At 62.7% G+C, this 23445-nt stretch carries 21 protein-coding genes; 17 read left to right on the forward strand and 4 right to left on the reverse strand.

Annotation, left to right across the window (positions count from 1 at the left end; translation table 11 throughout):
- The first annotated feature begins 102 nt into the window (after nt 1-102).
- The 13 genes from J2Y41_RS10600 (at nt 103) to J2Y41_RS10660 (ending at nt 15158) form a co-directional block, all read left to right on the forward strand.
- Complete coding sequence (locus J2Y41_RS10600) at nt 103-687, forward strand: DinB family protein (RefSeq protein ID WP_309928380.1); 585 nt, start codon at nt 103-105, stop codon at nt 685-687.
- 67 nt (nt 688-754) lie between these two features.
- A complete protein-coding gene (locus J2Y41_RS10605) occupies nt 755-1747 on the forward strand; it encodes a phosphodiester glycosidase family protein (RefSeq protein ID WP_309928381.1) in 993 nt (330 codons plus the stop codon).
- Entirely contained in the window at nt 1744-2901 is a 1158-nt protein-coding gene (locus J2Y41_RS10610; RefSeq protein WP_309928383.1) for a bifunctional glycosyltransferase family 2/GtrA family protein, read from the forward strand. Before J2Y41_RS10605 ends, J2Y41_RS10610 begins: the two co-directional genes overlap by 4 nt.
- On the forward strand, nt 2898-3632 hold the full coding sequence (locus J2Y41_RS10615; protein WP_309928384.1) for a DUF4956 domain-containing protein: 735 nt from the start codon (nt 2898-2900) through the stop codon (nt 3630-3632). Before J2Y41_RS10610 ends, J2Y41_RS10615 begins: the two co-directional genes overlap by 4 nt.
- Nucleotides 3629-4423, forward strand: a complete 795-nt coding sequence (locus tag J2Y41_RS10620) for a polyphosphate polymerase domain-containing protein (RefSeq protein ID WP_309928385.1) — start codon at nt 3629-3631, stop codon at nt 4421-4423. Before J2Y41_RS10615 ends, J2Y41_RS10620 begins: the two co-directional genes overlap by 4 nt.
- A 27-nt stretch (nt 4424-4450) precedes the next feature.
- Nucleotides 4451-6055 (forward strand): carbohydrate-binding domain-containing protein, encoded by a 1605-nt coding sequence (locus tag J2Y41_RS10625; protein ID WP_309928386.1) that lies wholly within the window; start codon nt 4451-4453, stop codon nt 6053-6055.
- A gap of 225 nt (nt 6056-6280) precedes the next feature.
- A complete protein-coding gene (locus tag J2Y41_RS10630) occupies nt 6281-7720 on the forward strand; it encodes an MFS transporter (protein ID WP_309928387.1) in 1440 nt (479 codons plus the stop codon).
- Nucleotides 7710-8423, forward strand: coding sequence for an aspartate/glutamate racemase family protein (locus tag J2Y41_RS10635; RefSeq protein ID WP_309928388.1), 714 nt, complete (start codon nt 7710-7712; stop codon nt 8421-8423). The genes J2Y41_RS10630 and J2Y41_RS10635 overlap by 11 nt, the downstream gene beginning before the upstream one ends.
- Nucleotides 8424-8657: 234 nt before the next feature.
- Nucleotides 8658-9131, forward strand: a complete 474-nt coding sequence (locus J2Y41_RS10640; protein WP_224088909.1) for a sensor histidine kinase — start codon at nt 8658-8660, stop codon at nt 9129-9131.
- A 106-nt stretch (nt 9132-9237) separates the two neighbouring features.
- Nucleotides 9238-11418, forward strand: coding sequence for a transglycosylase domain-containing protein (locus tag J2Y41_RS10645; RefSeq protein ID WP_309928389.1), 2181 nt, complete (start codon nt 9238-9240; stop codon nt 11416-11418).
- A gap of 98 nt (nt 11419-11516) precedes the next feature.
- Complete coding sequence (locus J2Y41_RS10650; protein ID WP_309928390.1) at nt 11517-12248, forward strand: glutamine amidotransferase; 732 nt, start codon at nt 11517-11519, stop codon at nt 12246-12248.
- A 135-nt stretch (nt 12249-12383) separates the two neighbouring features.
- On the forward strand, nt 12384-13688 hold the full coding sequence (locus J2Y41_RS10655; protein WP_309928391.1) for an MFS transporter: 1305 nt from the start codon (nt 12384-12386) through the stop codon (nt 13686-13688).
- Between the two features lie 189 nt (nt 13689-13877).
- Nucleotides 13878-15158, forward strand: coding sequence for an ammonium transporter (locus J2Y41_RS10660; RefSeq protein ID WP_309928392.1), 1281 nt, complete (start codon nt 13878-13880; stop codon nt 15156-15158).
- 74 nt (nt 15159-15232) lie between these two features.
- On the opposite strand, the gene J2Y41_RS10665 is transcribed toward J2Y41_RS10660, so the two are convergent.
- On the reverse strand, nt 15233-15829 hold the full coding sequence (locus J2Y41_RS10665; RefSeq protein ID WP_309928393.1) for a DUF1992 domain-containing protein: 597 nt from the start codon (nt 15827-15829) through the stop codon (nt 15233-15235).
- Between the two features lie 137 nt (nt 15830-15966).
- On the opposite strand from J2Y41_RS10665, the gene J2Y41_RS10670 reads away from it, so the two are divergent.
- A complete protein-coding gene (locus J2Y41_RS10670) occupies nt 15967-16317 on the forward strand; it encodes a VOC family protein (protein ID WP_309928394.1) in 351 nt (116 codons plus the stop codon).
- Between the two features lie 145 nt (nt 16318-16462).
- Here J2Y41_RS10670 and J2Y41_RS10675 read toward each other — a convergent pair whose 3' ends face one another.
- Nucleotides 16463-18784: a bifunctional SulP family inorganic anion transporter/carbonic anhydrase gene (locus tag J2Y41_RS10675; RefSeq protein WP_309928395.1), complete on the reverse strand. Its 2322-nt coding sequence runs from the start codon at nt 18782-18784 to the stop codon at nt 16463-16465.
- Between the two features lie 302 nt (nt 18785-19086).
- Here J2Y41_RS10675 and J2Y41_RS10680 point away from each other — a divergent pair, with 302 nt between their 5' ends.
- Genes J2Y41_RS10680 through J2Y41_RS10690 form a run of 3 tightly spaced genes read left to right on the forward strand, consistent with a single transcriptional unit; the run spans nt 19087 to nt 22261 of the window.
- Nucleotides 19087-20160 carry an acyl-CoA dehydrogenase family protein gene (locus J2Y41_RS10680; RefSeq protein WP_309928396.1) on the forward strand — a complete coding sequence of 358 codons (1074 nt, stop codon included), beginning with the start codon at nt 19087-19089 and terminating at the stop codon, nt 20158-20160.
- The gene (locus J2Y41_RS10685; protein ID WP_309928397.1) at nt 20154-21512 is read left to right on the forward strand and encodes a bifunctional PIG-L family deacetylase/class I SAM-dependent methyltransferase; all 1359 of its coding nucleotides are present in this window, start codon (nt 20154-20156) and stop codon (nt 21510-21512) included. The genes J2Y41_RS10680 and J2Y41_RS10685 overlap by 7 nt, the downstream gene beginning before the upstream one ends.
- Nucleotides 21513-21553: 41 nt before the next feature.
- Nucleotides 21554-22261 (forward strand): glycosyltransferase, encoded by a 708-nt coding sequence (locus tag J2Y41_RS10690; RefSeq protein WP_309928662.1) that lies wholly within the window; start codon nt 21554-21556, stop codon nt 22259-22261.
- Here J2Y41_RS10690 and J2Y41_RS10695 read toward each other — a convergent pair.
- Both J2Y41_RS10695 and J2Y41_RS10700 read right to left on the reverse strand, forming a co-directional pair.
- Nucleotides 22258-22836 carry an adenylate kinase gene (locus J2Y41_RS10695; RefSeq protein ID WP_224165356.1) on the reverse strand — a complete coding sequence of 193 codons (579 nt, stop codon included), beginning with the start codon at nt 22834-22836 and terminating at the stop codon, nt 22258-22260. The genes J2Y41_RS10690 and J2Y41_RS10695 overlap by 4 nt on opposite strands.
- 93 nt (nt 22837-22929) lie before the next feature.
- Nucleotides 22930-23436 (reverse strand): SRPBCC domain-containing protein, encoded by a 507-nt coding sequence (locus J2Y41_RS10700; RefSeq protein ID WP_309928398.1) that lies wholly within the window; start codon nt 23434-23436, stop codon nt 22930-22932.
- Nucleotides 23437-23445: the final 9 nt, after the last annotated feature.

The following is a 23445-nucleotide window of genomic DNA, read 5'->3' on the forward strand; positions in this document are numbered from 1 at the left end:
TGCCGAGATCGCCGGAAAGCTGCCAGTTCGCTGGGAGCCTTCCGGCGATTTCGTGCGTTTCCCGCGAACTCGTGTCGGCCCCGCTTGGGTAGAGTGCTGCCCATGGACGACAAAGCGACGTTGCACGGTTATTTGCGCCTGCGCCGGGCGGACCTGCTCGGCAAGCTGGATGGCCTCAGCGAATACGATGCCCGCAGGCCAATGACACCGACTGGTACCAATCTCCTGGGCCTCGTGAAGCATGTTGCGAGCGTGGAGTTGGGCTATTTCGGAGAGACGTTTGGGCGTCCGAGCGGCCGTGAGTTGCCTTGGTTCGCGGAGGACGCTGAGCCGGATGCTGATCTGTGGGTGCCCGCTTCGGAAAGCCGCGCGGAAATTCTGGAGTTGCACCACTTCTCGGCCAACCACAGCGATGCCACTATTGAAGCCCTCCCCTTGGATGCTCCCGGCGTTGTGCCTTGGTGGTCCGAAGAGAAGCGAAATGTGACGCTCCATCAGATCCTTGTCCACATGTGCGTGGAAACCGCGCGGCATGCAGGGCACGCGGACATCATCCGTGAGCTCACCGACGCCACCGCGGGCCAAAGACCAGGCGACCCCAACATCCCGTCCCGCAACTCCGAAGAATGGGCAGCACACAGGTTCCGCATTGAAGAAGCAGCCCTGGAGGCAGATCTCCACCGCTAAAAGCCTTCACAGCCCACACATAAGTGGAGCAAACCTGCGGCGTAGGCCCGGTCCGTAGAAATGAGGCATGACTCCTCAACAGACCGAAAACCGTAAGGGCAGCCGGACCCGGCGCGCCGTCGTCTCCGCCGTCCTGGCGGTCACTCTCTCTGCCGGGGGTGCCACGGCCTGGGCATTGGACCGTTTCGTCATTCCCCACGCCCAAATCACCAACGTCTCGGAATACGAAGCGAGCCAGGCGGGCACAACAGATACAGGCACGACGCCGGACTCCACCTCCGCTGAAACGTCGGCGAGCGCGGTGGTCACGGATACCTCGTACACGTCCGGCGACACCGGCGTCACCATCTCCACGGTGACCACCGGCAGCGGCGACGCCACCGTGACCTACTATGTTGCCGACGTCGTGCTTGATGACGCGACGACGCTGAGGTCTGCCTTTGCGGAAGACACCTATGGCGAGAACATCACGGAGACCACGTCCGCGATCGCGCAGGACCACAACGCCATTTTCGCCATCAACGGCGACTACTACGGTTTCCGGGATACGGGCATCGTGATCCGCAACGGCGTGGTGTACCGGGACGAGGGCGCACGCCAGGGTCTGGCGTTCTACAAGGACGGCACTGTCAAGGTGTACGACGAGACCACCACGTCGGCTGATCAGCTCCTTGCGGATGGTGTGTGGAACACGCTCTCGTTTGGGCCTTCCTTGCTGGACAATGGCGAGATCGCCTCGGGCATCGAGGATGTTGAGGTCGATACGAATTTCGGCAACCACTCCATCCAGGGCGAGCAACCGCGCACGGCCGTGGGAGTCATCGACGGGAACCATCTCGTGTTTGTGGTGGTGGATGGCCGCAGCCCGGGCTATTCCGCAGGCGTCACCATGACCGGCCTCGCACAGATCATGAAGGACCTTGGCGCAACCACCGCATACAACATCGACGGCGGCGGCTCGTCCACCATGTACTTCAACGGTGCGCTGGTGAACAATCCGCTCGGCGAAGGCAAAGAGCGCGGTACCTCCGACATCCTCTACATCGCCCAGTCGTCATGATCGTCCTGATCCCGGCCTACGAGCCGGACCACCAGCTCATCAACCTCATCCGCACCATCCAGGAAGCCGATCCGTGGCTGAGGATCGTGGTGGTGGACGATGGTTCCGGACCGGACTTCAATGACGTGTTCGACGACGCCGCCCGGCTTGGGTGCCACGTGCTGAGCTACGCCGTCAACGGCGGCAAAGGGCATGCCCTCAAGAGTGGTTTCGCCTTCATTGCGGCTGAATTCCCTGGCAACGACGTGGTGTGTGCCGACAGCGATGGCCAACATGGCGTCGCGGATATCCTTGCGGTTGCGGACAGGGTGGGCCGAGTTACGGCCACCATGGTTCTGGGCTGCCGGAACTTTTCAGGCGACGTTCCTGCACGCAGTAAGTTCGGCAATACAGTGACGCGCTGGCTGTTCCGGCTCGCTACCGGCCAACGGATCGCCGACACGCAAACGGGCCTGCGTGGCTACCGGGCGGACATGCTCCCTTGGTTGCTGACTGTCCGCGGCCAACGGTACGAGTACGAGCTGAACCTGTTGCTGGAGGCGAAGCAGGCCGGCTACGCCATTGACTCCGTGGACATCGCAACGGTGTACCTGGATAACAACTCGGGCTCGCATTTCAGGCCTGTGGCCGATTCCATCAGAATCTACGCACCGCTGTTGAAGTTCCTGGTTTCGTCCTTCTCGGCATTCCTGGTGGATACGGTGGCCTTCCTGATCCTCAGCGCGCTCACGGATTCGCTCCTTCTGGCAGTGGTCGGAGCCAGGGTGATCAGCTCGGCTGTGAACTTCCTGGTCAACCGACAGCTGGTCTTCGATCACGGCACGGAAAGATCATTGCGTTCCACCGCCGCAGGATATATGGCGCTCGTTGTCATCTTGCTATCCGCCAACTACTCGATCATGTGGGCCCTCACCTCCGTTGCTGTTCCGGATTTGCTGGCCAAGCTCGTCACGGAGATGGCTTTGCTGGGCGTGAGCTTCGCCGTGCAGCAGCGATTCCTCTTCGCCCGCAAGGCCGGCACAACCTTGGCCGGCACACCGGAACCAGCCGACGTCGAAACGCATATCCCAGCCTTGGTCCCGGCACAGTTTCAGCACAGCAGGACCGGGAATCGTGGAGACCAGCCAACCAACAGATTCCGGAGAATCCGATGAACACCATCATCCTTGTAGCAGCGGACCTCGCCGCCATCACTGTCCTCACGTTCGCCCTCTACCTACGCCGGCACCGGCGTCGTGACCTTGTAGTTTCCTACCTGGGCATGAACGTTGGGGTCCTGGCAGTTGCGACGGCCTTGTCCGGCTCAGCAGCCGGGATCGGGCTCGGCTTGGGGCTGTTCGGTGTTCTGTCAATCATCCGCCTGCGATCCACGGAACTCGCGCAGCACGAGGTGGCCTACTACTTCTCAGCGCTGGCGCTGGGCCTGATCGCAGGCATCGGCGTAGAACCCCTTTGGCTGACGTTGTCCCTCATGGGCATGGTCCTCCTGGTCATGTTCGTCGGTGACAACCCCAGGGTCCTCCCCGCTTACAGGCACCAGACCGTGGTCCTGGACCGGGCCATCAACAACGAACACGAACTGCACGCCCGGCTTGAGGAAGTCCTCGATGGCACGGTCCACTCGGCCACCATCCAGGAGCTGGACCTGGTGAACGACAAAACGATCGTGGATGTCCGGTATGCCGTACGGTCCTCCCGCGTGAGTCAGACCCACGCTGATTCGCAGGGCCACGCTGTTTCCCAGGACCACGCTGCTTCGCAGGGCCAGCTCGGCTTCGACCAGCCTGCAGGCGCACTCACGCCGGCATCCGAGGAACTGCCCTCAACCCAGCCGCCGGCAAGTCAGCCACAGCAACCCGTGCCCACCTCAGCAGGTGTCTCATGAGCCATGTGGACGCCGAAGCGATCGTTCCCCAGCTGAACCAGCTACCCGCCGTCGGGCTTGAAGAACTCACCACCGAAGCGGCGCTGCTGACGCGGGTGGACCGCAAGTATCTGGTGCCGTCCGCAACCGCCCGGCGGATCCTGTCGACCTTCACCACGGAGGCCCGGGTCCTCGAAATGGACGGAAATCGGACGTTCGCCTACGACTCCGTCTACTTCGATACCCCTGACCTGGACAGCTACATGCTTGCCGCGCATGGTCGTCGCCGCCGCTTCAAGATCCGCACCCGTACTTACCTGGACACCGCACTGAGCTTCCTGGAGGTCAAGACCGAAGGTGCCCGCGAGGCCACCGTCAAGGAGCGCATCCCCTATGAGCTGTGCAACCGCGACCGGCTCACGGGGGAAGGCCTGGCCTACGTGAACGAGACCCTTGCAGCCACCCTTGGTGAGGTGAATTTCAGCCCGCTGGAACCTGTTCTCTCCACCCGCTACCGCCGCACCACGCTTTTCCTTCCGGAATCCGGGAGCCGCGCGACGATCGATTCAGAGGTCACCTGGCAACGCCCGGACGGGCAGCCCTGGGTCCTGGACGACGCCGTCGTGGTTGAGACAAAGTCCGGATCTGCCCCCGGCCCGCTGGACAAGCACCTGTGGAGGAACGGTGTTCGCCCCTGCCGCATCTCCAAGTTCGCCACCGGCATGGCTGCGCTCCACCCCGGGCTGCCCGCCAACCGCTGGAATCAAACCCTCCGACGCCGGATGCCCCTGCGTCCCGCCACCATCAGCTAACCCACAGACTTCCCTAAGGAATCCACCATGCGCTCCTTCCGCACTTACCTTTCCGTTGCCGCCGTCGCCTTGGCGGTATCACTGGCCGGCTGCTCAAACGCCGCCACCAGTTCCACTTCTTCCAGCACCTCGTCATCCAGCACAGCCGGGTCCACCTCCGACTCCGCCCAGACCGTCACCGCTGCCACAATCGAAGCCGATACCCATTTCGACAGCGATGACCTCACCTGGGACCCTGCGTCTGAAGTGGCCGTCAGCCTGGCCGACGGCGGCAGCAAAGTGACGTCGTCGGCCTCCACTGGAGTGGCGGTGGACGGCAATACCGTCACCATCAGCGCGGCCGGAACCTACCGCCTGAGCGGCTCGCTGAGCGACGGCCAGATCGTGGTGGCCGCAGGCGATTCCGACACCGTCCGGATCATCCTGGATGGTGTGGAACTGGGAAATTCGACCGGTTCGCCGTTCTCCGTCAAGAGCGCGGACGAAGCGATCGTCTACTTGGAAGACGGCAGTTCGAACACGTTGACCGACGCCACGAGCTATGCCGAACAGGGCGAGGACGCACCCAACGCAGCACTTTTCTCAATGACGGACCTGACCATCGCCGGGCCGGGTTCATTGACCGTCAACGGAAACTACAACGACGGCATCGTCTCCAAGGACGGCCTGGTCATGGCCTCCGGCAAAGTCACGGTGGACGCCAAAGACGATGGCATCCGCGGCAAGGACTACACCGTGCTGCTGGACGGCGCCTACCAAGTGACAGCCGGCGGAGATGGCGTGAAAGCAGACAACGAAACAGACGCAAACCGCGGCTGGCTGCTGGTTAGCGGGGGCTCCTTGACGGTCACCGCGGGTGACGACGGCGTCAAGGCCTTCAACACCCTCTCCATCACGGGAGGAACAGTCACCGTGGCCGAGTCGGAGGAAGGGCTTGAGGCCCAGCACGTCGCCGTCTCCGGTGGCGATGTCACCGTCACATCCAACGACGACGGCGTGAACGCCTCGGGCGGGTCCTCCAACTCTGCGGATTCCGGGGCGGGCACCGGCCCAGGCGATATGGGAGGCGGCGGGGGCGGCATGGGCGGCGGCGAGACCGTCGGCGACTACACCGTTGACGTGTCCGGTGGCACCTTGACCATCAACTCCCAGGGAGACGGCTTGGACTCCAACGGAAACGCGACGATTTCCGGGGGAACGGTGGTGGTCAACGGGCCCACGAACGATGGCAACGGCGCGCTTGACGTCAACGGTGAATTGACCGTCACGGGTGGGACCGTGGCTGCAGCCGGCAGTGCCGGGATGGCAGTGACTCCGGGGACCTCATCCACTCAGTCCGGCGTGCAGGTAACCTTCAACTCCTCTGTGGCTGCCGGCACGCCGGTGCACATCGTCGACCCGTCGGGGACTGTGGTGGCTTCCTTCGTGACAACCAAGAGCATTGCCTCCCTGGTGTTCTCCTCGTCCGGAATCAGCGAGGGCCAGACGTACACGGTTTACACGGGAGGCAAGGCGGATGCGAAGGCTGGTCTGACGACTGGGTCCATTGACGGAGCGGACAAGCAGGGAACTGTGACGGCAGGCCAGTACACGCAGGCACAGGGTCCTGGTGGTGGGGGCGGACGCCGCTAGGTTCCACCTGACGCAGACCTCCAAGACACAGCTACGCCACGAAGCCACCCGCGCTCAGCCCATCCATGAGCATCCGGTCACATTTTGTTTACGCGCCAACCATGGTGTTTTGGTATCCCAAAGCGTAATCTACATCACATTCCTTCATGTGATATTCGCATTCCGCATGATGGAACCATTCACGTGGCAATGAATGAACCTTCAGAGCTCAGTAAGGAGCGCACTGTGGAAAAAGACCTTGCCCAGGAGGCTGCAACACCGCGGACCGGATCCCTGGCGAAACAAATTGAAGGCGCGTACCAGCGGATTGGAGTGACTGGCGCGCACCGCCAGATCGTCTTCATGATCCTGCTGGGGGTATTCTTCGATGCCCTCGAGCAAAACGCCGTGGGCATCACCGGCCCCATCCTGCGCCAGTCGTGGGGACTTGGGGCCACCGAAATCGGCTTGCTGAACACAATGACGTTTACGGCAACCGCACTCGGACGGCTGGCGACGGGACTCATCGTCGATAAATATGGCCGCCGGCACATGCTGGTCATCAACCTCATCATCTTCGCTGGTGGTTCGCTGCTCTGTGCCGTTGCCCCCAACTACCCCATCCTGGCCGCTGGCCGTTTCGTGGTGGGCTTTGGCCTGGGCGGCGAAATCGCAGTGGCCGTGATCATGATGGCGGAGTTCTTCGCAGCGAAACACCGCGGGACCGCCGTCGGACTCATCAACGTCACCGCGGCCGGCTTGGGCAACATGCTTGCACCTGCCTTTGGCATCCTTGTCTTCACGCTCTTCGATGGTCCGGACAAGTGGCGCTGGGTGTTCGGCTTGCTGTTCATCCCCGCCCTTTTGGTGATGTTCTTCCGACGCTTTGTCCCCGAAACGCCCCGTTTCCTTGCATCCCAGGGCAAGATCGACGAAGCAAACATGGTCATCACCCGTCTGGCCCGCAACAAGCTCTCCGGACGCATAGCCGATCCGGAAACTTACATCACCGCAGTGCCAGACCCCGTGGTGGTCACGGCGTCAGGACATTGGAAGGACGCGCTGCGCGGTAAGCTCCTCAAGCGCACTGTCCTGCTCTGCATCGCCGTCTGCATGTCATACGCCGCCCAGATTTCGATGCTGACGCTGATGCCCACCATTCTGGTTTCCCGCGGATATGCCGTAAACACCAGCCTCTGGTTCACCCTCATCATGCAGTCGGGCTCTTTGCTGGGCGCGGCCACCGCTGCCTATTTGGCCAGCCGTTTGCCACGCAAAAAGGTGCTCACGGCTGCCGCCATCCTTGGGTGCCTCTCAGGACTGTCCATGGCCTTCCTCGCCAACGACATCGTGCTGGTAGTGATCTTCGGTGTCCTCTTCAACTTCTCCGTCATCATCCTGAACACCACCATCTGGCTGTTCGCCCCGGAGCTCTACCCCACCCGCACCCGAGGCTTCGGAACGTCGATTATCCTCGCAGCTGGCTCGTTGTCCGGCGGTCTCTTCCCGCTCATTTCCGGAGCTGTTTTTGACTCAGCGAGTCTGCCCGGCATGTTCACCACCCTGGCCGTGCTCTTCTGCATCCTGGCAATCGTGGTTCAATTCCCGCCGGAAACCTTCGGGAAGCCACTGGAAGAAGACTCGGAACCCGGCAACGACGAGGAGGCGGCAATTTATGGACACTGATACTCCCCGGCCTTCAGCCCGGATCGTCCTGCTGGTAAATCCGAACACCAACAGCAGCACAACAGCGATGATGGTGGACCTCGCCAAGGAGACCCTGGAACCCCACGGTCTCCAGGTAGTCGGTATCACCGCGTCGTCTGGACCTTCCATGATTGTGGATCCCGTCTCGCTGGCTGAGTCGGCCCGGCACGTCACCGAAGCAGTGCAAAACTACCTTTCAGGGCCCGACGGCGGCAGGGTCGCCGGCGTGATTGTCGCCGCCATCGGTGATCCCGGGCGCGCGCAACTGGACGGGGAACTGGACATCCCGGTGATCGGCATCGGTCAAGGCTCTGTGCACGCCGCAGCCCACGCTCGGGATGGCGAGCTGCGTCGTTTTGGGATGGCGACCAGCACTCCGTTGCTGGTGGACGCCTTGGGCAAGCTTGTGGCGGCCCATGGACTTTCGGAACACTTCGCAGGTGTTCGATTGACCACGTCCGAGCCTCTGGCCCTCGCTGCCGATCCTGAAAGACAATTCCACGAGTTGGCCGAAGCAGTCAGCGCTGCAACGGAAAACGACGGCTCCCAGGCGGTCATCATTGCCGGCGGGCCCCTGAGTGCCACCGCCCGGCGCCTGGCCGAAACGACCGCCGTCGAGATCATCCAACCGATCCCCAGCGCCTGCCGGCTGCTGCTCGCGGAGCTTCCACAGGAAGGTTAGACCCCACAAACAGGGCCCGACGGCGGTGCGGAAGTGCCGCCGTCGGGCACCCCCGCATGAAGAATGCCACGTCCGCAAGCCCGCCCCGCAAACTTGATGGGAAATTGAGCCAAACAAACAGAGTCCTTGATTTTGGCGCGCCACGCTGGAAGCAGACGAAGCCCCCGTTCCATCAATCCATCAGGGTTTCGGCAACGAACAACCAGCAAGAATCACAATGATGTGGGGGAACCAATGGAACAGTCAGCAGCGCTAACCGAGGTGATCGCCGTCAAGGGCATCATCCAGGACCAGCACCCCGTGGATTTCCACGCACTGGGTGTCGCAGGATGCATCGACAGGCTTGCTGCGCCGCTTCGACGCTCCGGAGTGACCGTCCATTGGCACACACCCCACCACGGCATCGAGATCTCGTCCGCATCCGCCGCGCTGCTGTACCACGTAGCCCAGGAGACTTTCAGCAACACGCTGAACTACGCCGACGCCAGCGAACTGACCATCCGCCTCAACGCCGTCTACCACGGAATCCAACTGACGATCATGGACAACGGCAAAGGTTTCGAAATCCACGCCGCCCCCAGCGGCCGCCGCCACGGCTTCGGCCTGCTGCTCATGTCCATTGCTGTACACGACGCCGGAGGGTCAGTCGAGATCGACTCCGGGGTTGGGCGGGGCACCACCGTGAGGGTCACACTGCCACTGGATTGAGTCCAATTTGGGACCTTTTTGTGGCCCCGGAGCCATGGATTGACGGCGTCCGCAGACGTATTCTGTAGCTACTTTTCAGCCTGACATCTCGACGGAATGGCACGAAATGGCGCGGAACAAGGGTCCACGGTTAGGTCTTGGCAAGGTCCTTCTGAGGATCTTCGGGTTTTTCTTCGTGAGCGCCCTCTGCGGGGTGCTGATCTGCGGCTTCATGGTGCCGGTGGTTCAGTTCACCAGCACCACCATGGGCGGTTCCATCGGCTTTTACGAAAGCCTTCCCAGCCAACTGGACGTTGATTCGCCGTCCCTTTCCAGCACCGTGCTTAGTGCGGATGGCCAGCACATCGCCACGTTTTATGCCGAGAACCGGGTGAAGGTACCTCTGGATCAGATGTCACCTTTCATCCGCCAGGCAATCGTGGCCATCGAAGACAGCCGTTTTTACGAACATCCCGGAGTAGATGCGCAAGGGATCATCCGCGCCCTGACATCCAACGTGACCAAGGGAACCCGGCAGGGCGCGTCCACCCTGACCCAGCAATACGTCACCAACGTGCTGAACGAGTCCCGCCTCTCGCAGGGTCGGCCCGAGGACGTGGTGCTCAGCGGGGACAAGACCATGGGTGACAAGCTGCGCGAGATCAAGCTGGCGTTGGAGCTTGAGAAACGCTTCAGCAAAGACCAAATCCTTGAGGGGTACCTGAACATCGTGTTCTTCAACCGGAACGCGTATGGCATCGAAGCTGCTTCACGCTACTTCTTCAGCACATCAGCAAAAGACCTCACATTGCCACAGGCCGCGCTCTTGGCCGGCCTGGTGAACGGACCCAGCGTCTATGACCCAACAACCGCCCCGGAATCAGCGTTCGCCCGCCGAAACCTGGTGCTGGACAGGATGTTGGAACAAGGCAAGATCACGCAAGTAGATCATGACGCGGCAGTCGCCAGCCCCGTTGAGCTGAAAATCACTCCTTCCCTGCAGGGCTGCGCGGGCGCCACCATTGCCATCTACTTCTGCGATTACGTGTCCCACCTGATCCTCAACAATGAGGCCTACGGCGCAACCCTGGAGGACCGCGAACGACTCCTCTACCGGGGCGGGCTCACCATCACCACCACGTTGGACAGCCGGTTGCAGGCGGCGGCACAAGTACAAGTGGATGCCTCTGCAGGCGCGAACCCGGACAAGTGGGGTGCTTCGATGACCACCGTGCAACCAGGCACGGGAAAGATACTGTCCATGGCACAAAACACGGTGTTCGTTCCGCAGGACGGGAAATTCGATACCCAGTTGAACTTCAACGTGGATGCGAAGGACGAAAACGGTAACGACCTCAACGGTGCCGGTGGCTTCCAACCCGGCTCCACCATGAAGCCGTTCATTTTCGCGGAGTGGCTCAACGAGGGCAAGTCGCCCACTGCCGTGGTGGATGCTTCCCGCCGGGTCTACCCGGTTGGCTTCCCCTGGCGGTCCAGCTGCGGCAAGGTGCTGGGTGGATACAGCACTGCGCAGAAGGCCCAAAACCTCGGCGCGGATGATGACCTGCAGAACAACGACGAGGGCTACTACCGCCCAATGCCCATCAACTACGGCCTTTACAACTCCATTAACACCGCCACTTTCGCTACTGCGGCCCAGTTGGATTTCTGCGGCATCCAAAAAATGGTGGACGCGGTTGGTTTGCACAGCGGCTTGGACAACGCCCAGATCAATATGCACCAGATCGGCAACCTCCTGGGGTCCATCGGCGTCGCTCCTGTTGTCCTGGCGAGCGCCTACGCAACATTCGCCAACGATGGCACCTACTGCAAACCAATCGCCATCACCGACATCAGCGACTCACAAGGCAGGAAATACCCGGCGCAAACCCCTGAATGCAAGGAGACGGTGAAACCTGCTGTGGCCCGTGGGGTCACAGCGGTGCTGCAGGACGTCCTCAAGCTCGGATCCGGCGTCTACATCGAACCCAAGGTACAGAACCAGGTCCCCGTCGCGGCCAAGACCGGTACCTCCAACAACAACGGCGCAACCTGGGTGGCTGGCTTCACCACACGGCTCGCCACGGCCTCATTCTTTGGGGACACGACGGCGGGACAACAGCGCGCGGGACAGAACGTCACCATTAACGGAAAGTTCTACAAGTCATTGGATGGCTACATGATCGCCGGCCCGCAGTGGGCCAACTACATGATGCAGGCCACAGCCCTCTATCCGAGCGGTGCGTTCAACCCTCCGGCTCCCCCGCCTTCCCCTGGTCCGAGCACGTCACCGGCCGCACCTCGCTGAGTGGGTCTGCGTTACGGGGCCCGGTCTGCGCGCCATTTCCGCGGCCCAGCCGGCAGAAAGACTTTGAAAGCCAGTCGTTCCTCCCGCAGACTTGGCCTGTGAAGCCCTTCCTTTTGTTGGCCACGCGCGCCGAAGACGCGGCAGCGGATGACGAGTACCAGGCTTACCTCCGGTACTGCGGGCTCCAGGCTGAGGAATTGGTCCGCATCAGGCTCGAGTCAGGACCATTGCCGGCCATTGACCTGGCCGGATACTCCGGTGTGATTGTGGGCGGCAGTCCCTACACCTCCAGCGACCCTGTGGAGGAGAAGAGCCCGGCCCAGCTTCGCGTCGAAGCTGAACTCTCAGCCCTCCTGGATCGCATCGTGGCCGAGGACTTCCCCTTCTTGGGTGCCTGCTACGGAGTTGGAACCCTGGGTGTTCATCAGGGAGCCATCATTGATCGTCGCTACGGTGAACCGGTGGGTGCCACGGAGATTAAATTGACCGCGGACGGGGAGCGCGATCTCCTGCTCAAAGGCCTGCCCCACACCTTCGAAGCATTCGTCGGGCATAAGGAAGCCTGCAGCAAGCTGCCGGGAAACGCCGTGTTGCTCGCTAGTTCCGCAGCCTGCCCGGTGCACATGTTCCGCATCAAGAAGAATCTCTATGCCACGCAATTCCACCCCGAACTGGATGTCGACGGCCTGATCACCAGGATCAACATCTACAAGAACGCGGGCTATTTCCCGCCGGACGCTGCCGATGAACTCATCGAAACCGCCAAGCAAGCCTCGGTGACGGAACCGATGCGGGTCTTGAGGAATTTCACGGAACTCTACGCTCGCTAGGGAGCTTGCGAGGCCTGCTCTGCACCCCAAGAAAGGGGTTTCTGTCAGAGCCTCCCTCACGCGCCGCTGGCTGGGTAGCGTTGGGGATACTCACGCACATGCCCACAAACGTGATTCATCCATGAGGAGCAATCTTTGAAGCAGGACCCTTTGGCGGTCGAAACCCAGATGCACGCGACACCCGAAGAAGGAAAGTCCAAGCCAAGCCCAGCGAAAACCCGGGCAGCGGGCAAGATCCCTTGGGGCGGCCTTTTGGTGCTTGCTGCCGCGGGCTTTACGGCTGTCACAACAGAGCTGCTTCCGTCCGGGCTGCTTCCCCAGATCAGCCGGGATCTGGGTGTGGAGGAATCGGCTGTAGGTTCCTTGACCGCAGCATATGCAGCAATCATCGTCTTCACCGCCCTTCCCTTGTCCCGACTCCTGGGCGGGCGGGTCCCACGAAAGACCCTGTTGATCGGGACCGTACTTGCCTTTGCACTTAGCAACGTCTTGCTGGCATTGAGCCCTAATCTTGAAGTGGCCATCGTTGCAAGGCTGTTGGGCGGTATTGCCCATGGCATGTTGTGGTCGAGCATGGCACCGTATGTGGCGCGCATCGTTCCTGCGCACTCGGTGGGCAAGTCCATGGCCGTCGTCTTCAGCGGAACCAGCATCGCGTTGGCAGTCGGGGCTCCGATAGGCACACTGATGGGCACGCTCATGACATGGCGGGTTTCCTTCGTGGTCCTGGCCGGGGTTGGCGTCCTGTTGGCAGTTTTGGCGTTCTGGCTCCTGCCTGCTGCGCATGATCCGGGTACCCACAAGACGCCGTCGATCCGGGCGGCGCTCAAGCTACCGGGCGTGATCGCCGTGGCCACCGCTTGGCCACTCTTGCTGCTGGCACACTTCACACTCTTTACATATGTTGCCCCTTTCCTGCTCGCCTCCGGATTGCCCGAAGCCCTCACTGGCATTTCCCTGTCCGTGGTGGGAATCTCGGGCTTGGTCGGGATCTGGATTGCCGGCCTGACCGCCGATTCCCGTCCCCGGCGTTCGGTGATTACCGCCGTCGGGCTTCTTTTGCTTGCCTTCGCGCTGCTTCCGGTTCTGGGCGGCACATGGGTGGGGGTTTTCGCGCTGATGGTCGCCTGGGGCGTTTCCTTCGGAGCGATCGGCATCTACAACCAGGCGGCGATCCTTCGCGCCGGCGGGGAGCACAAGGATGCGGCCAACGGCCTCACAGTAGTGACCATCCAGCTGGGGATTGCCGTCGGTGCCGGTTACGGTGCTTTGGCGCTGACCACCGTTGGGGCTCAGCTGGTGCCGCTGGCCGCGGCGCTGCCGACGGCAATTGCCTTGGGGATCATCATCTTCAGCAGGCGTGGCGGATACCCGGCAGGGCCGCACGAAACAGGGCCGCGCGAAACAGGACCTCGCGAAACAGGGCCTCGCGAAAAATGACCGCGCGGGAAGCGTCGGTAACATCCCTGAAACATGCCAGTCACCTGATCTTCACGAACGTGGGGTTTCTGTAACTTCCCTGCAACTTAGCTCTTCTGAGTCGGAAACATAGCTCACCGAATATTGATCGGGGGGTAGTGAGGGCCGTGCAACAACGGGCCCGTTCAGGCTTGATCAGAAGGGAACGCAGTGGAGATCTCTGCGCAACACGTCTGGCTGATGTTGTCATCGGCAATGGTGCTTTTCATGACTCCGGGCCTTGGCCTTTTCTACGGCGGCATGACCCGCGCCAAGGCAGCGCTCAACATGATCATGATGAGCTTCATCTCTGCGGGCATTGTTGGCGTGGTGTGGGTGCTGTGGGGATACTCGATGACCACCGGCGACGGCTTCCTGGGCCTGTTCGGCAACCCCTTTGCACATTTCGGCCTCCAGGACCTCATGGGTTCGCCTGACCTCCTCAAGGTAGTCTTCGCGGCTACGTTCGCCATCATCACTGTGGCGCTCATCAGCGGCGCAATCGCCGACCGCGCCAAGTTCGGCGCATGGGCGCTCTTCGTCCCCATCTGGGTAACAGTGGTCTACTGCCCACTGGCTTACATGGTCTGGGGCGGTGGCTTGATGAGCGCGGGTGGAGCCGTCACGCAGATCTTCGGCCAGGTGATCGACTTCGCCGGCGGTGCCGTAGTTGAGGTCAGTTCAGGTACCGCCGCTTTCGTCCTCGCATTGATCGTGGGAAAGCGTCACGGATTCGCCAAGGACCCCAACCACCGCCCCCACAACGTCCCGTTCATCATGATCGGCGCAGCAATCCTCTGGTTCGGGTGGTTTGGCTTCAATGGCGGCGCTGCAACCACGGTTGAGCAGGCAGGCCTGATCTGGGTCAACACCCTGGTGGCTCCTGCCGCTGCGATGCTGAGCTGGTTGGTCACGGAGAAGATCCGCCACGGACACCCGACATCGTTGGGCGCAGCCTCCGGCGTTGTCGCCGGCTTGGTGGCCATCACCCCTTCCTGCGCCAACATCACCCCACTCGCGGCCCTTGGCCTGGGACTCGTTGCCGGTGCTGCCTGTGCAGTGTTCGTAGACCTGAAGTACAAGTTCGGTTTCGACGATTCCCTTGACGTCGTGGGCGTGCACTTCGGCGCCGGCGTGATCGGCACGCTTTCCCTTGGATTTGTTGCCTTCCCCACGGAGGGCGTGGCCGGTGGCCTCCTTTACGGGGGCGGCGTTCAGCAACTCGTGGCACAGACAGTTGCCGTGCTGCTCACTATCGCCCTCTCTGGCCTGGGCACCCTCCTGATCGGCCGCGCTATTGACAAGACAATCGGCTTCCGCGTGGCCCACGAACATGAAGTAACCGGCGTGGACCTCACCCAGCATGCAGAGTCTGCCTACGAGTTTGGCCTCACGGCCCACGGCCACTTCCGCCAGCAGCAGGCGCACTTGTCGTCGCTGATCAAGGGTTGACGCAAGGAGTCGGAGCAGGCAAAGGAAGACAGCTTCGCCTAGCCGCATCCCCGACGCTGGGGCCGGATTTCGTATCAGCCGAAGCCGTTCCAGAGCCGCTGCCACCAACTACGTTTGATTGGTTCCCCGGGCTCCGGCTCGGGCGGCGCCGCCACGGCACGTCGTCCGCGCCAGCGTTCCAGCTCGGCGTCAACATCCCTCAGCTTGGTGATCACTGGCGGCCCACCCTGGAGCTGTCGACGAGCCTCAACGACCCGCTTGTTGAAGTCCTCAACAATGTCGCGGACCTGTTTCTCCGTGTACTGCTGATCCAGCTTCGCGTCGAGTTCAGCGTCCTCGATCCGTAGGAGAATGGCTGGTGGCCCGATCCCGCTGAGTTGCTCGCGCTGGATCAGACCTTTGACCCACCAGTCCGGGTCATAGTGCTCCCCCAGGCCCGGGATCGGCTTGCCGGCGTATTTGAGGTTGTCGAATTTGCCCTGGTTCATGGCATCCCGGATCAAATATTCGACCCGCGCGGCGTCGTCCACCTTCCGGCGTTTCTCCCGCTCCTCTGCCTCGGCCGCCTCAAGCTCTGCGTCTTCCTCGGCATTGCCGCCCCACGATCGGACGGCCCGCAGTTCCGCTCCCCGCTCGAGCTTCCGCCTGAAGGCGTTGTTCCCGGCGCTCACGTTTCGCCACCTCCTCGCACGGCAGTCCTCTCCTGCCGGAAATCGTGGTTCCGGCTCCAGTATTCCGCACTTTGCTGGGCCACGGGGAGGGCTGGGGGCTACTCTCAATCCAAATATCCCCACAGGAAGGGCCGCGCGTGACTACTGTTTCCAATGCATTCATTCCCGTCTCGGATCCGGGCCGGGCAGCCAGGTGGTATTCGGAACACCTGTTGCTTCGGATCGTCACCGTTTCGGAGTGGTCGGCAGTTCTAACGGGCGACGGCGGTGCCGCCGTTACGCTGATGGGTCCCCTCAGCGGGATCGCGGCTGAGCCCGGGCTGGCTTGGGCGACGTGCGGTTTCCTCGTGGAGGACCTCACGGGCATGCGGGATCGTTTGCTCAGGAACGGACATGGCGTGTCGGTGGTGGAGGGCGATCCGGACGTGTGCTTGTTCTTCACCGTCCGGGACCTCGACGGGAACGTCCTGCTTCTCACGGACCGCTAGTCTTCCTGGTTCCACGAACGCCGCAGCCTGTTGCTTCACGCCCCCCTTTGACAGCCTGGCGGCCCCGACACGCCGCAGGTAACGGCGTGTCGGCGCCAGCGTCAGCTCAAAGCAGGTCGTGAAGCAACGAAAGCCAGCTGGCGGGCTAGTGAACGGCCATGCTCGGATCCAGTTGTTCTATGCCCTGGGGAGTCACAAGGACCACGCGGGCCGTGCAAATGTCGTAGAACAAACCCGTGGCCTGCACTCGTCCAGATGCCAAGGCTGGCCCGGTGACCTGGTGCTCTTCGAGCTTCTGGAGCTGGACAGCTACGTTCACCATGCTGAGCTGGTCCAGGCGGCTGTAGCCCTCAGCTTCGGCAGCAAGGGCCACAGGATGACCGTCCAACAGCGCGCTGTAGCTCGGCCGGGCATGCTCCAGCCAGGCATCGAAGCCCCCACCCAAAGCTGCGGCCGCACCCTCGGCGTCGGCGATAACGGCCTTCATCGCGCCGCAATTGGAGTGGCCGCAGATCACGATCGAGTCCACGGACAAGCCCTTGACCGCGAATGCCAGTGTCGAGTCGATCGAGGCATCCCGGCCATCAGGGCACACTACGTTGCCGATGTTCCGCAGTGTCAGAAGGTCGCCGGGGCCGCTGCTGGTGATCAGGTTCGGATTGACGCGGGAGTCGACGCAGGCAACAAACAAGGTGTCCGGGTTCTGCCCCTCGGTCAGGTCCTGCACCAGCGGGCGAACCTTGTCTGCGTAGCGTCGATGGTATTTGTCGATGCCAAGGAGGATCGACCGTAGCGGAAGCTGCCCGTCGTCGTCGTGCGCTTCCTGGTGGGTACCATCCAGCGGCGACGACTGCCAGGAAGTCCTGGGTGGCAGCGGGAATTCGCGTGGATCCTGACGCTGGGGAGTGCTGTCCGCGGCGTCGGTGAAAGCGGTGGTTCCGTGTTCCTCCAGCAGCACCGAGGCGCCGCTGGAGCGGTGTTGCGTCTGCCAGGCAACCAGAGCCTCGCGGAAGGCGTGATCGAGGTAATCGGCGTTGAGTTCAACCACTGTGTCCTGTCCTTCGGGCACGGAGTGAAGCACGCGGTTTAGTCGGGGCAGGGCGAAGAAGCTGCAGGACCCGGCGATCGTGACCCGCCACGGCAGCTGCTCCCCGGCGGGAGCATGGGCTTGGATCTGGGCACGGAGTACCCGCCACAACACGCAGAGGGCCGCGAGTGCCAGGCCGATAATGACGCCCTCGAGCAAGTTCAGAACAACAACGCATGCCAGCGTGACCACGTAGACCAGGAGGTCGCCGGTGCGCAGGCTGGTTTTGATGTCGGCGACCTTGATGAGCTTGGCGCCGATGACGAGCAACAGGCCTGCGAGCACGGACAACGGAATCAGCTGGATGAGACCGGCGAACAGTGCAGAGAACACCAGGACCCACACGCCGTGCAGGATGGCGGACGCGCGGCTCGCGGCGCCGGCTTCAACATTGGTGGCGCTGCGGACGATCACGCCCGTCACCGGGAGGCCGCCGAGCATACCGGAGACCATGTTTGCCGAGCCTTGTCCGACGAGTTCCCGGTTGAGGTTGGTGCGCGTGCCTGCATGCATCTTGTCCACCGCCACCGCGGAAAGCAGCGATTCGATGCTTGCGATCAGGGCTACCGTGATGACCGCCATGACCGCAGCACGCCAGTTACCGTCCGGCAAACTGGGAAGGGCGACGGCGTCGAAGAGGGAACCGCTGAAGCTGATGCGCTCGACGCTGGGCGCAACTGCTGCAGACAAAGCGGTAACAGCGACGACGGCGGCAAGCGGCCCGGGAATCTTCCGCACCGCAGTGGGCAGGTATTTCCACGCCAGAAGAATCGCGACGACGGCCAGTCCCAGCAGCGCCGAATGCAACTCGACATTGGTGATGGCCGCTGGAAGTGCGGTCAGGTTTTCGACGGCGGACCCAGCGGCCTGGCCGCCGAGCAACACATGCAACTGCTGCAGGATGATCGTGATGCCGATGCCAGCGAGCATGGCTTTGACCACCACCGGCGACACTGCCAGTGCGGCCCGGCCTACGCGGCTGACACCCAGCAGCAACTGCACGACGCCGGCAGCAGCCGTAATCGCACACGTCACCTGCCAGCCGAACTCGTCAACCAGGCCGGCAACGACGACGGTCAGGCCCGCGGCGGGACCGCTCACCTGGAGTGGAGAGCCTCCCAGGCTGCCCGCAACGATTCCTCCGATGGCAGCTGCGATGAGCCCTGCCATGACGGGTGCTCCGGAGGCTGCGGCGATGCCGAGGGACAGCGGAAGGGCAACGAGGAAAACCACCAAGGACGCGGGGAGGTCGGCGCCGAGGTTGCTGAGGAAACCTTGGGCTTTGCGCGGGTTGCCGGGCGGGTTCTTGCCGGGTGGGTTCTTTCCGGGCGGGCTGTGGGAGTCGGTGGAGATGGAAGCGGAGTCGTTTGGTTGTGGCACTGGAATTCCTAAGGCTCGGGAACATTGACTCCTCCAGCGTAGGAATCTTGTCATGTTAAATGACAAGATGATGTGATTCTTGTGACAAAACTTGTGAAAAGGCTGCGTCATGTGGCGACAAAGGGGAACTTTTCCGCGGGCTGGACTCGTTGGAAACCCAGCGCAATGCTCACCTCCGTCCCACCTCGGCGCGATGCCATAAATGGCTCGGCACCTGGGAAGTCGGCAGTGATGCCCCTCCCGCCGTCGTTCTTGCTTCTCGCAGCCCATAAACTAAGGTTCCTTAGTTTAGGCTTGAGTCCATGAGCGACCCCGAATCCCAACCCGTACGCATCAGTTCCGAGTCCGTTCAACTTCAAGCCTTCGAACCCGTACTCGAACAAATCCGGGCGGCCGTGGGTAACATCCCTGAACTGTTGGCCATTGCCGGGGAGATAGGACACACTGCTCCGAAGCCTGGCGAGGGCAACACAGCCAAGCTCTGGGAACTCCTGGCGTCCGTCACGGCCGTGGACGTGGCCGCCGGACGCGTCCTTGAACCCCACCTGGACGCCCTCGCGATCCTGGCCCAGTCCGGTTCCGAAGCAATCGCGACAGGCCCGTGGGGAGTCTTCGCGGCCGAAGGTCCCGGCATGAAACTCGAGGCCAAGACCGACCCTGCCGGAAACTACGTACTCAACGGCGCCAAACCATGGTGCTCGCTGGCCGCCCAGCTGGACAATGCCATCATCACAGCCCACACGGAGGGCAACGGCAGGACGGCCTTCGCCGTCAGCCTGAAGGACCCTGGAGTATCGTGCGAAACCCCGAAGTGGACCAGCCGGGGCCTGCAGGAAATCCCCAGCGGCACCGTCCACTTCGAGCATGTGAAGGCAGCACCGGTGGGCGACGAGGACTGGTATTTCAAACGTCCCGGCTTCGCGTGGGGTGGCATGGGAGTGGCCTCGTGCTGGTTCGGCGGAGCCGTGGCAATGGCCCGTGACTTCAGGGCAGCTCTGGCCGCGGGCGTAGGAAACGGCCGGAACCCGGACCAGATCGCCCTCGCTTCCCTGGGCGAGGTGGACAGGATCCTCACCTCCGTCGGCGGATACCTGGCCGCAACAGCCGAACGGATCGACGCCGGCTGTCTGGCCGATTCAGGTGGAGACGGCTCCAGCGCCTGGAGCGAAGCCTTGCGCGTCCGCGGGACTGTTGCCGCCGCCGTCGAACGTGTCCAAACGGTTGTGAGCCAGAACCTCGGACCGGGCCCGCTGGCTTTCAACGAGGCGTACGGAAAACGAATGGCGGACCTGTCCTTATACATTCGCCAGCACCACGCCCTGAGAGACGACGCGCAGTTGGGCGCCTTGACTCTGGATGGGGACGCCGGATGGTGAGCTTCTCGCACGCAGACACGGGAACAACCGAGGCGGAATGGGCGGCCAGCGGCGTCGCTGCCTTGCCGGAGTTGCCGCTGGACGCAAGCGAACTCACAAGCATGGCCTTTGTGGTGCTCGCCGCGCACCCGGACGACGAAACACTCGGCGCCGGCGGCCTCCTGGCCAAGCTCCACCACAGCGGGGCCACCGTGAAGCTCCTGCTCTGCACTGCCGGCGAAGCGTCGCACCCGGAGTCGCAAACCACCACGTCGGAACAGCTTGCCGCTATCAGGCTCATTGAGTTCGGCACGGCTGTGTCCGGGCTGGCTCCCAGCGCGGCGTGGCAATTCCTGGAGCTGCCGGACGGGCAGCTGGCAGCCCATGAAGATCGAATCGAAGACGCTGTTCGCGGAGCAGCGTCGGGCCATCCGGCGGACAACGTGGTGATCGTGGCGCCGTACCGGTCGGACGGGCACACAGACCACGACACCTTGGGCTCGATCGCAGCCAGGGTTGCCGCCGCCGGAGGCCATGGCCTGCTGGAGTACCCCATTTGGTATTGGCTCTGGGCAGGACCCGGCGATGCCGCTTGGCAGTCATGGGTACGGGTCCCGTTAACAGCGGCGGAGCGGGACGCCAAGAACGACGCGATGGGCGCCCATGCCTCGCAAGTGGAACCATTGTCCGAGCAGCCGGGTGATGAGACGCTGCTGTCCGGGACTTTCCTGGAACACTTTTCCCGCCACTTCGAGACCTTCGCCTGGCACCCATTCACGGCGGGAAGCAACACAGCAGCAGACGCCGAGCGGATCTTCGACGAGGTCCACTCCCGTGAAGAGGACCCGTGGGACTACTCCTCCAGCTGGTACGAACGCCGCAAGCGTGCCCTGACGTTGGCGGCCTTGCCCAAGGAGTCGTATGATTCCGGCCTGGAAGTGGGCTGTTCCATCGGCACGCTCAGCGAGGAACTCGCCCGGCGCTGCAGGCAATTCCTTGGAGTGGACGCCAGCAGCACGGCATTGCTCCAGGCAACACAGCGGCTCTCCGGATACCCCTCGGCCGAAGCCCGCCGCCTCACTGTGCCGGATGAGTGGCCGGAAGGGACCTTCGACCTGGTGGTGTTGTCCGAGACGGGCTATTACCTTTCGCCGGAAGAACTGAGCGAACTACTGGACCGGATTCGAGCTTCCACCCGGCCCGGCGGCACCCTGCTTCTTTGCCATTGGCGGCACCCGATCTCGGGCTGGCAACTGGACGCAGAGGCAGTTCACGCAATGGCCCGCAGCCATCTTGCGTGGCCCGCGCATGGGATCTACCGGGAAAGGGACTTCATGCTGGAGATCCTTATTGCCCCGAGTGAAACGCTGTGACCACCGCGGACCGGCAAAAAATCCGGAGCGTCGCGGTGGTCATGCCGGCCCACAACGAGGAACGGCACATCGGCTCAGCATTGGCGGCGTTGCAGACCGCGGCGGATGCCCTGCAGCGCGAGCACCCCCGAATCGGGGTTTCAATCGCTGTGGTCCTGGACGCCTGCACGGACCGATCCTCCAGCATCACGGCTGCGTACACTTCGGCTGATCTCCGTTTCCTCCCGGTCGAGGTCGGATTTCGCAGCACGGGCGCCAGCCGCGACGCCGGCATCCGTGCCGCCCTGGAACGCCTGCCCTTCGCCGCAGGCGCAGGCGCAGGTACGTGGTTGGCCACCACCGACGCCGACTCCACCGTCCCGGGACACTGGCTGGTGCGACAGGTGGAACTTGCCAACGCCGGTGCCGACGCCATCTTGGGATCCGTGGAGCCGGACTCCCGGGACATGGACGAGGCGGTCCTGGAACGCTGGCGGGAACTGCACCCCTCCCGGGAAGACCATCCCCATATTTACGGGGCAAACCTTGGCGTCCGTGCTTCTGCGTACCTGGCCGCGGGCGGCTTTCCGAGGCTAAGGTCCCACGAGGACCGGGTCCTGGTTGAACGCCTTCGGCGGCTCGGGCTGGCGGTCATCGCCACGGACACCACCAAGGTGACAACCTCCGGGCGGCTGCAGGCTCGGGCACCCGAAGGATTCGCGGCCTATCTCCGGACCCTTGGCTCCGGGCTTTCGTCCGTGGCGCGTTAAACCGCCAGTGCCTTCTCCACCGCAGCAATGGCCTTCGCCGTAATCGATTCCCGATCGCCGGAGCCGTCCACCATCAACAGGATTCCGCGTTGCGTGTACGCAGTCACCACAGGCTGCGTCTCGTCCCGGTACAGCTCCAGCCGGCGCTGAATGACGGGTTCAGTATCGTCGCTGCGGCCCTGTTCCTGAGCCCGTTGAAGCATGCGGGCAACGAGTTCGGCATCCTCCACATTCAGCACAAGAACCACTTCGAGCGCCTGATGCCTCGCGGCCAATATCTCATCAAGGGCACCAATTTGGATGACAGTGCGCGGGTAGCCGTCAAGGAGGAACCCGTTCCCCGTGTCACCTTCCTCCAGCCGCTGGCGGAGCATGGCCGTGGTGACGTGGTCGGGAACAAATTCGCCCCGGTCCATGTACTCGCCCGCTTCTGCGCCGAGCTCTGTCTTGTCCCGAACATGTGCACGGAAGAGGTCTCCCGTAGAGATCGCGGGGATCGAGAAATGCCGGGCGATCACTTCCGCCTGCGTGCCTTTGCCGGAACCTGGAGGGCCCATGATGATCAATCGCGCCATGACACAAGTCCGTTCCAAGAGGCGGCCGGGACTTAAACGATACGCCGACGACGGCGCGACGCTCCCGCCGTCGCCGGTTTTTCTTGGCCGCCGCTACTGGAGTGAGGCGTTGGCCGGCTCGGCGAGGAGTGCGTCGACCTGACCGATGGCCTCCCGCAGGCCTTCCTCCATGCCCATGTCCGACATCATCTGAAGCTGTTCTTCAGAGTCAAAGCGCGTGGACATGGTCATGCGGGTGCGGTCGCCAATGGGCTCGAGCTTGACGGTGGCGTGCGCGGCTCCATGCTCGCCCATGGGGGTGCCCTGATCGTCGGCAAATCCGTAGTCGAATTCGAGGTGGTCCGGGGCGTTGATGGTGGTGAACTGCCACCAGCCGTGGGCCCTTGTTCCGTCGGGCACCGTCATGTAATAGGCGGCCTTGCCTCCGGGCGTGAAATCGTGGGTTTCGAACGTGGCCGGGACGGTAGGCGGCCCCCACCATCGTTCAAGTTGGCGTGGGTCCTCCCAGATTTTCCAAACGCGCTGGACGCCGGCATCGAACTCGGCAACGACTGTGAGGCTTAGGGCCTCCGTATTCTTGTCCACGCTGACCACGGTCATGGCAGATCC

The sequence above is a fragment of the Arthrobacter sp. 1088 genome (genome assembly GCF_031455315.1).
Lineage (GTDB): Bacteria > Actinomycetota > Actinomycetes > Actinomycetales > Micrococcaceae > Arthrobacter.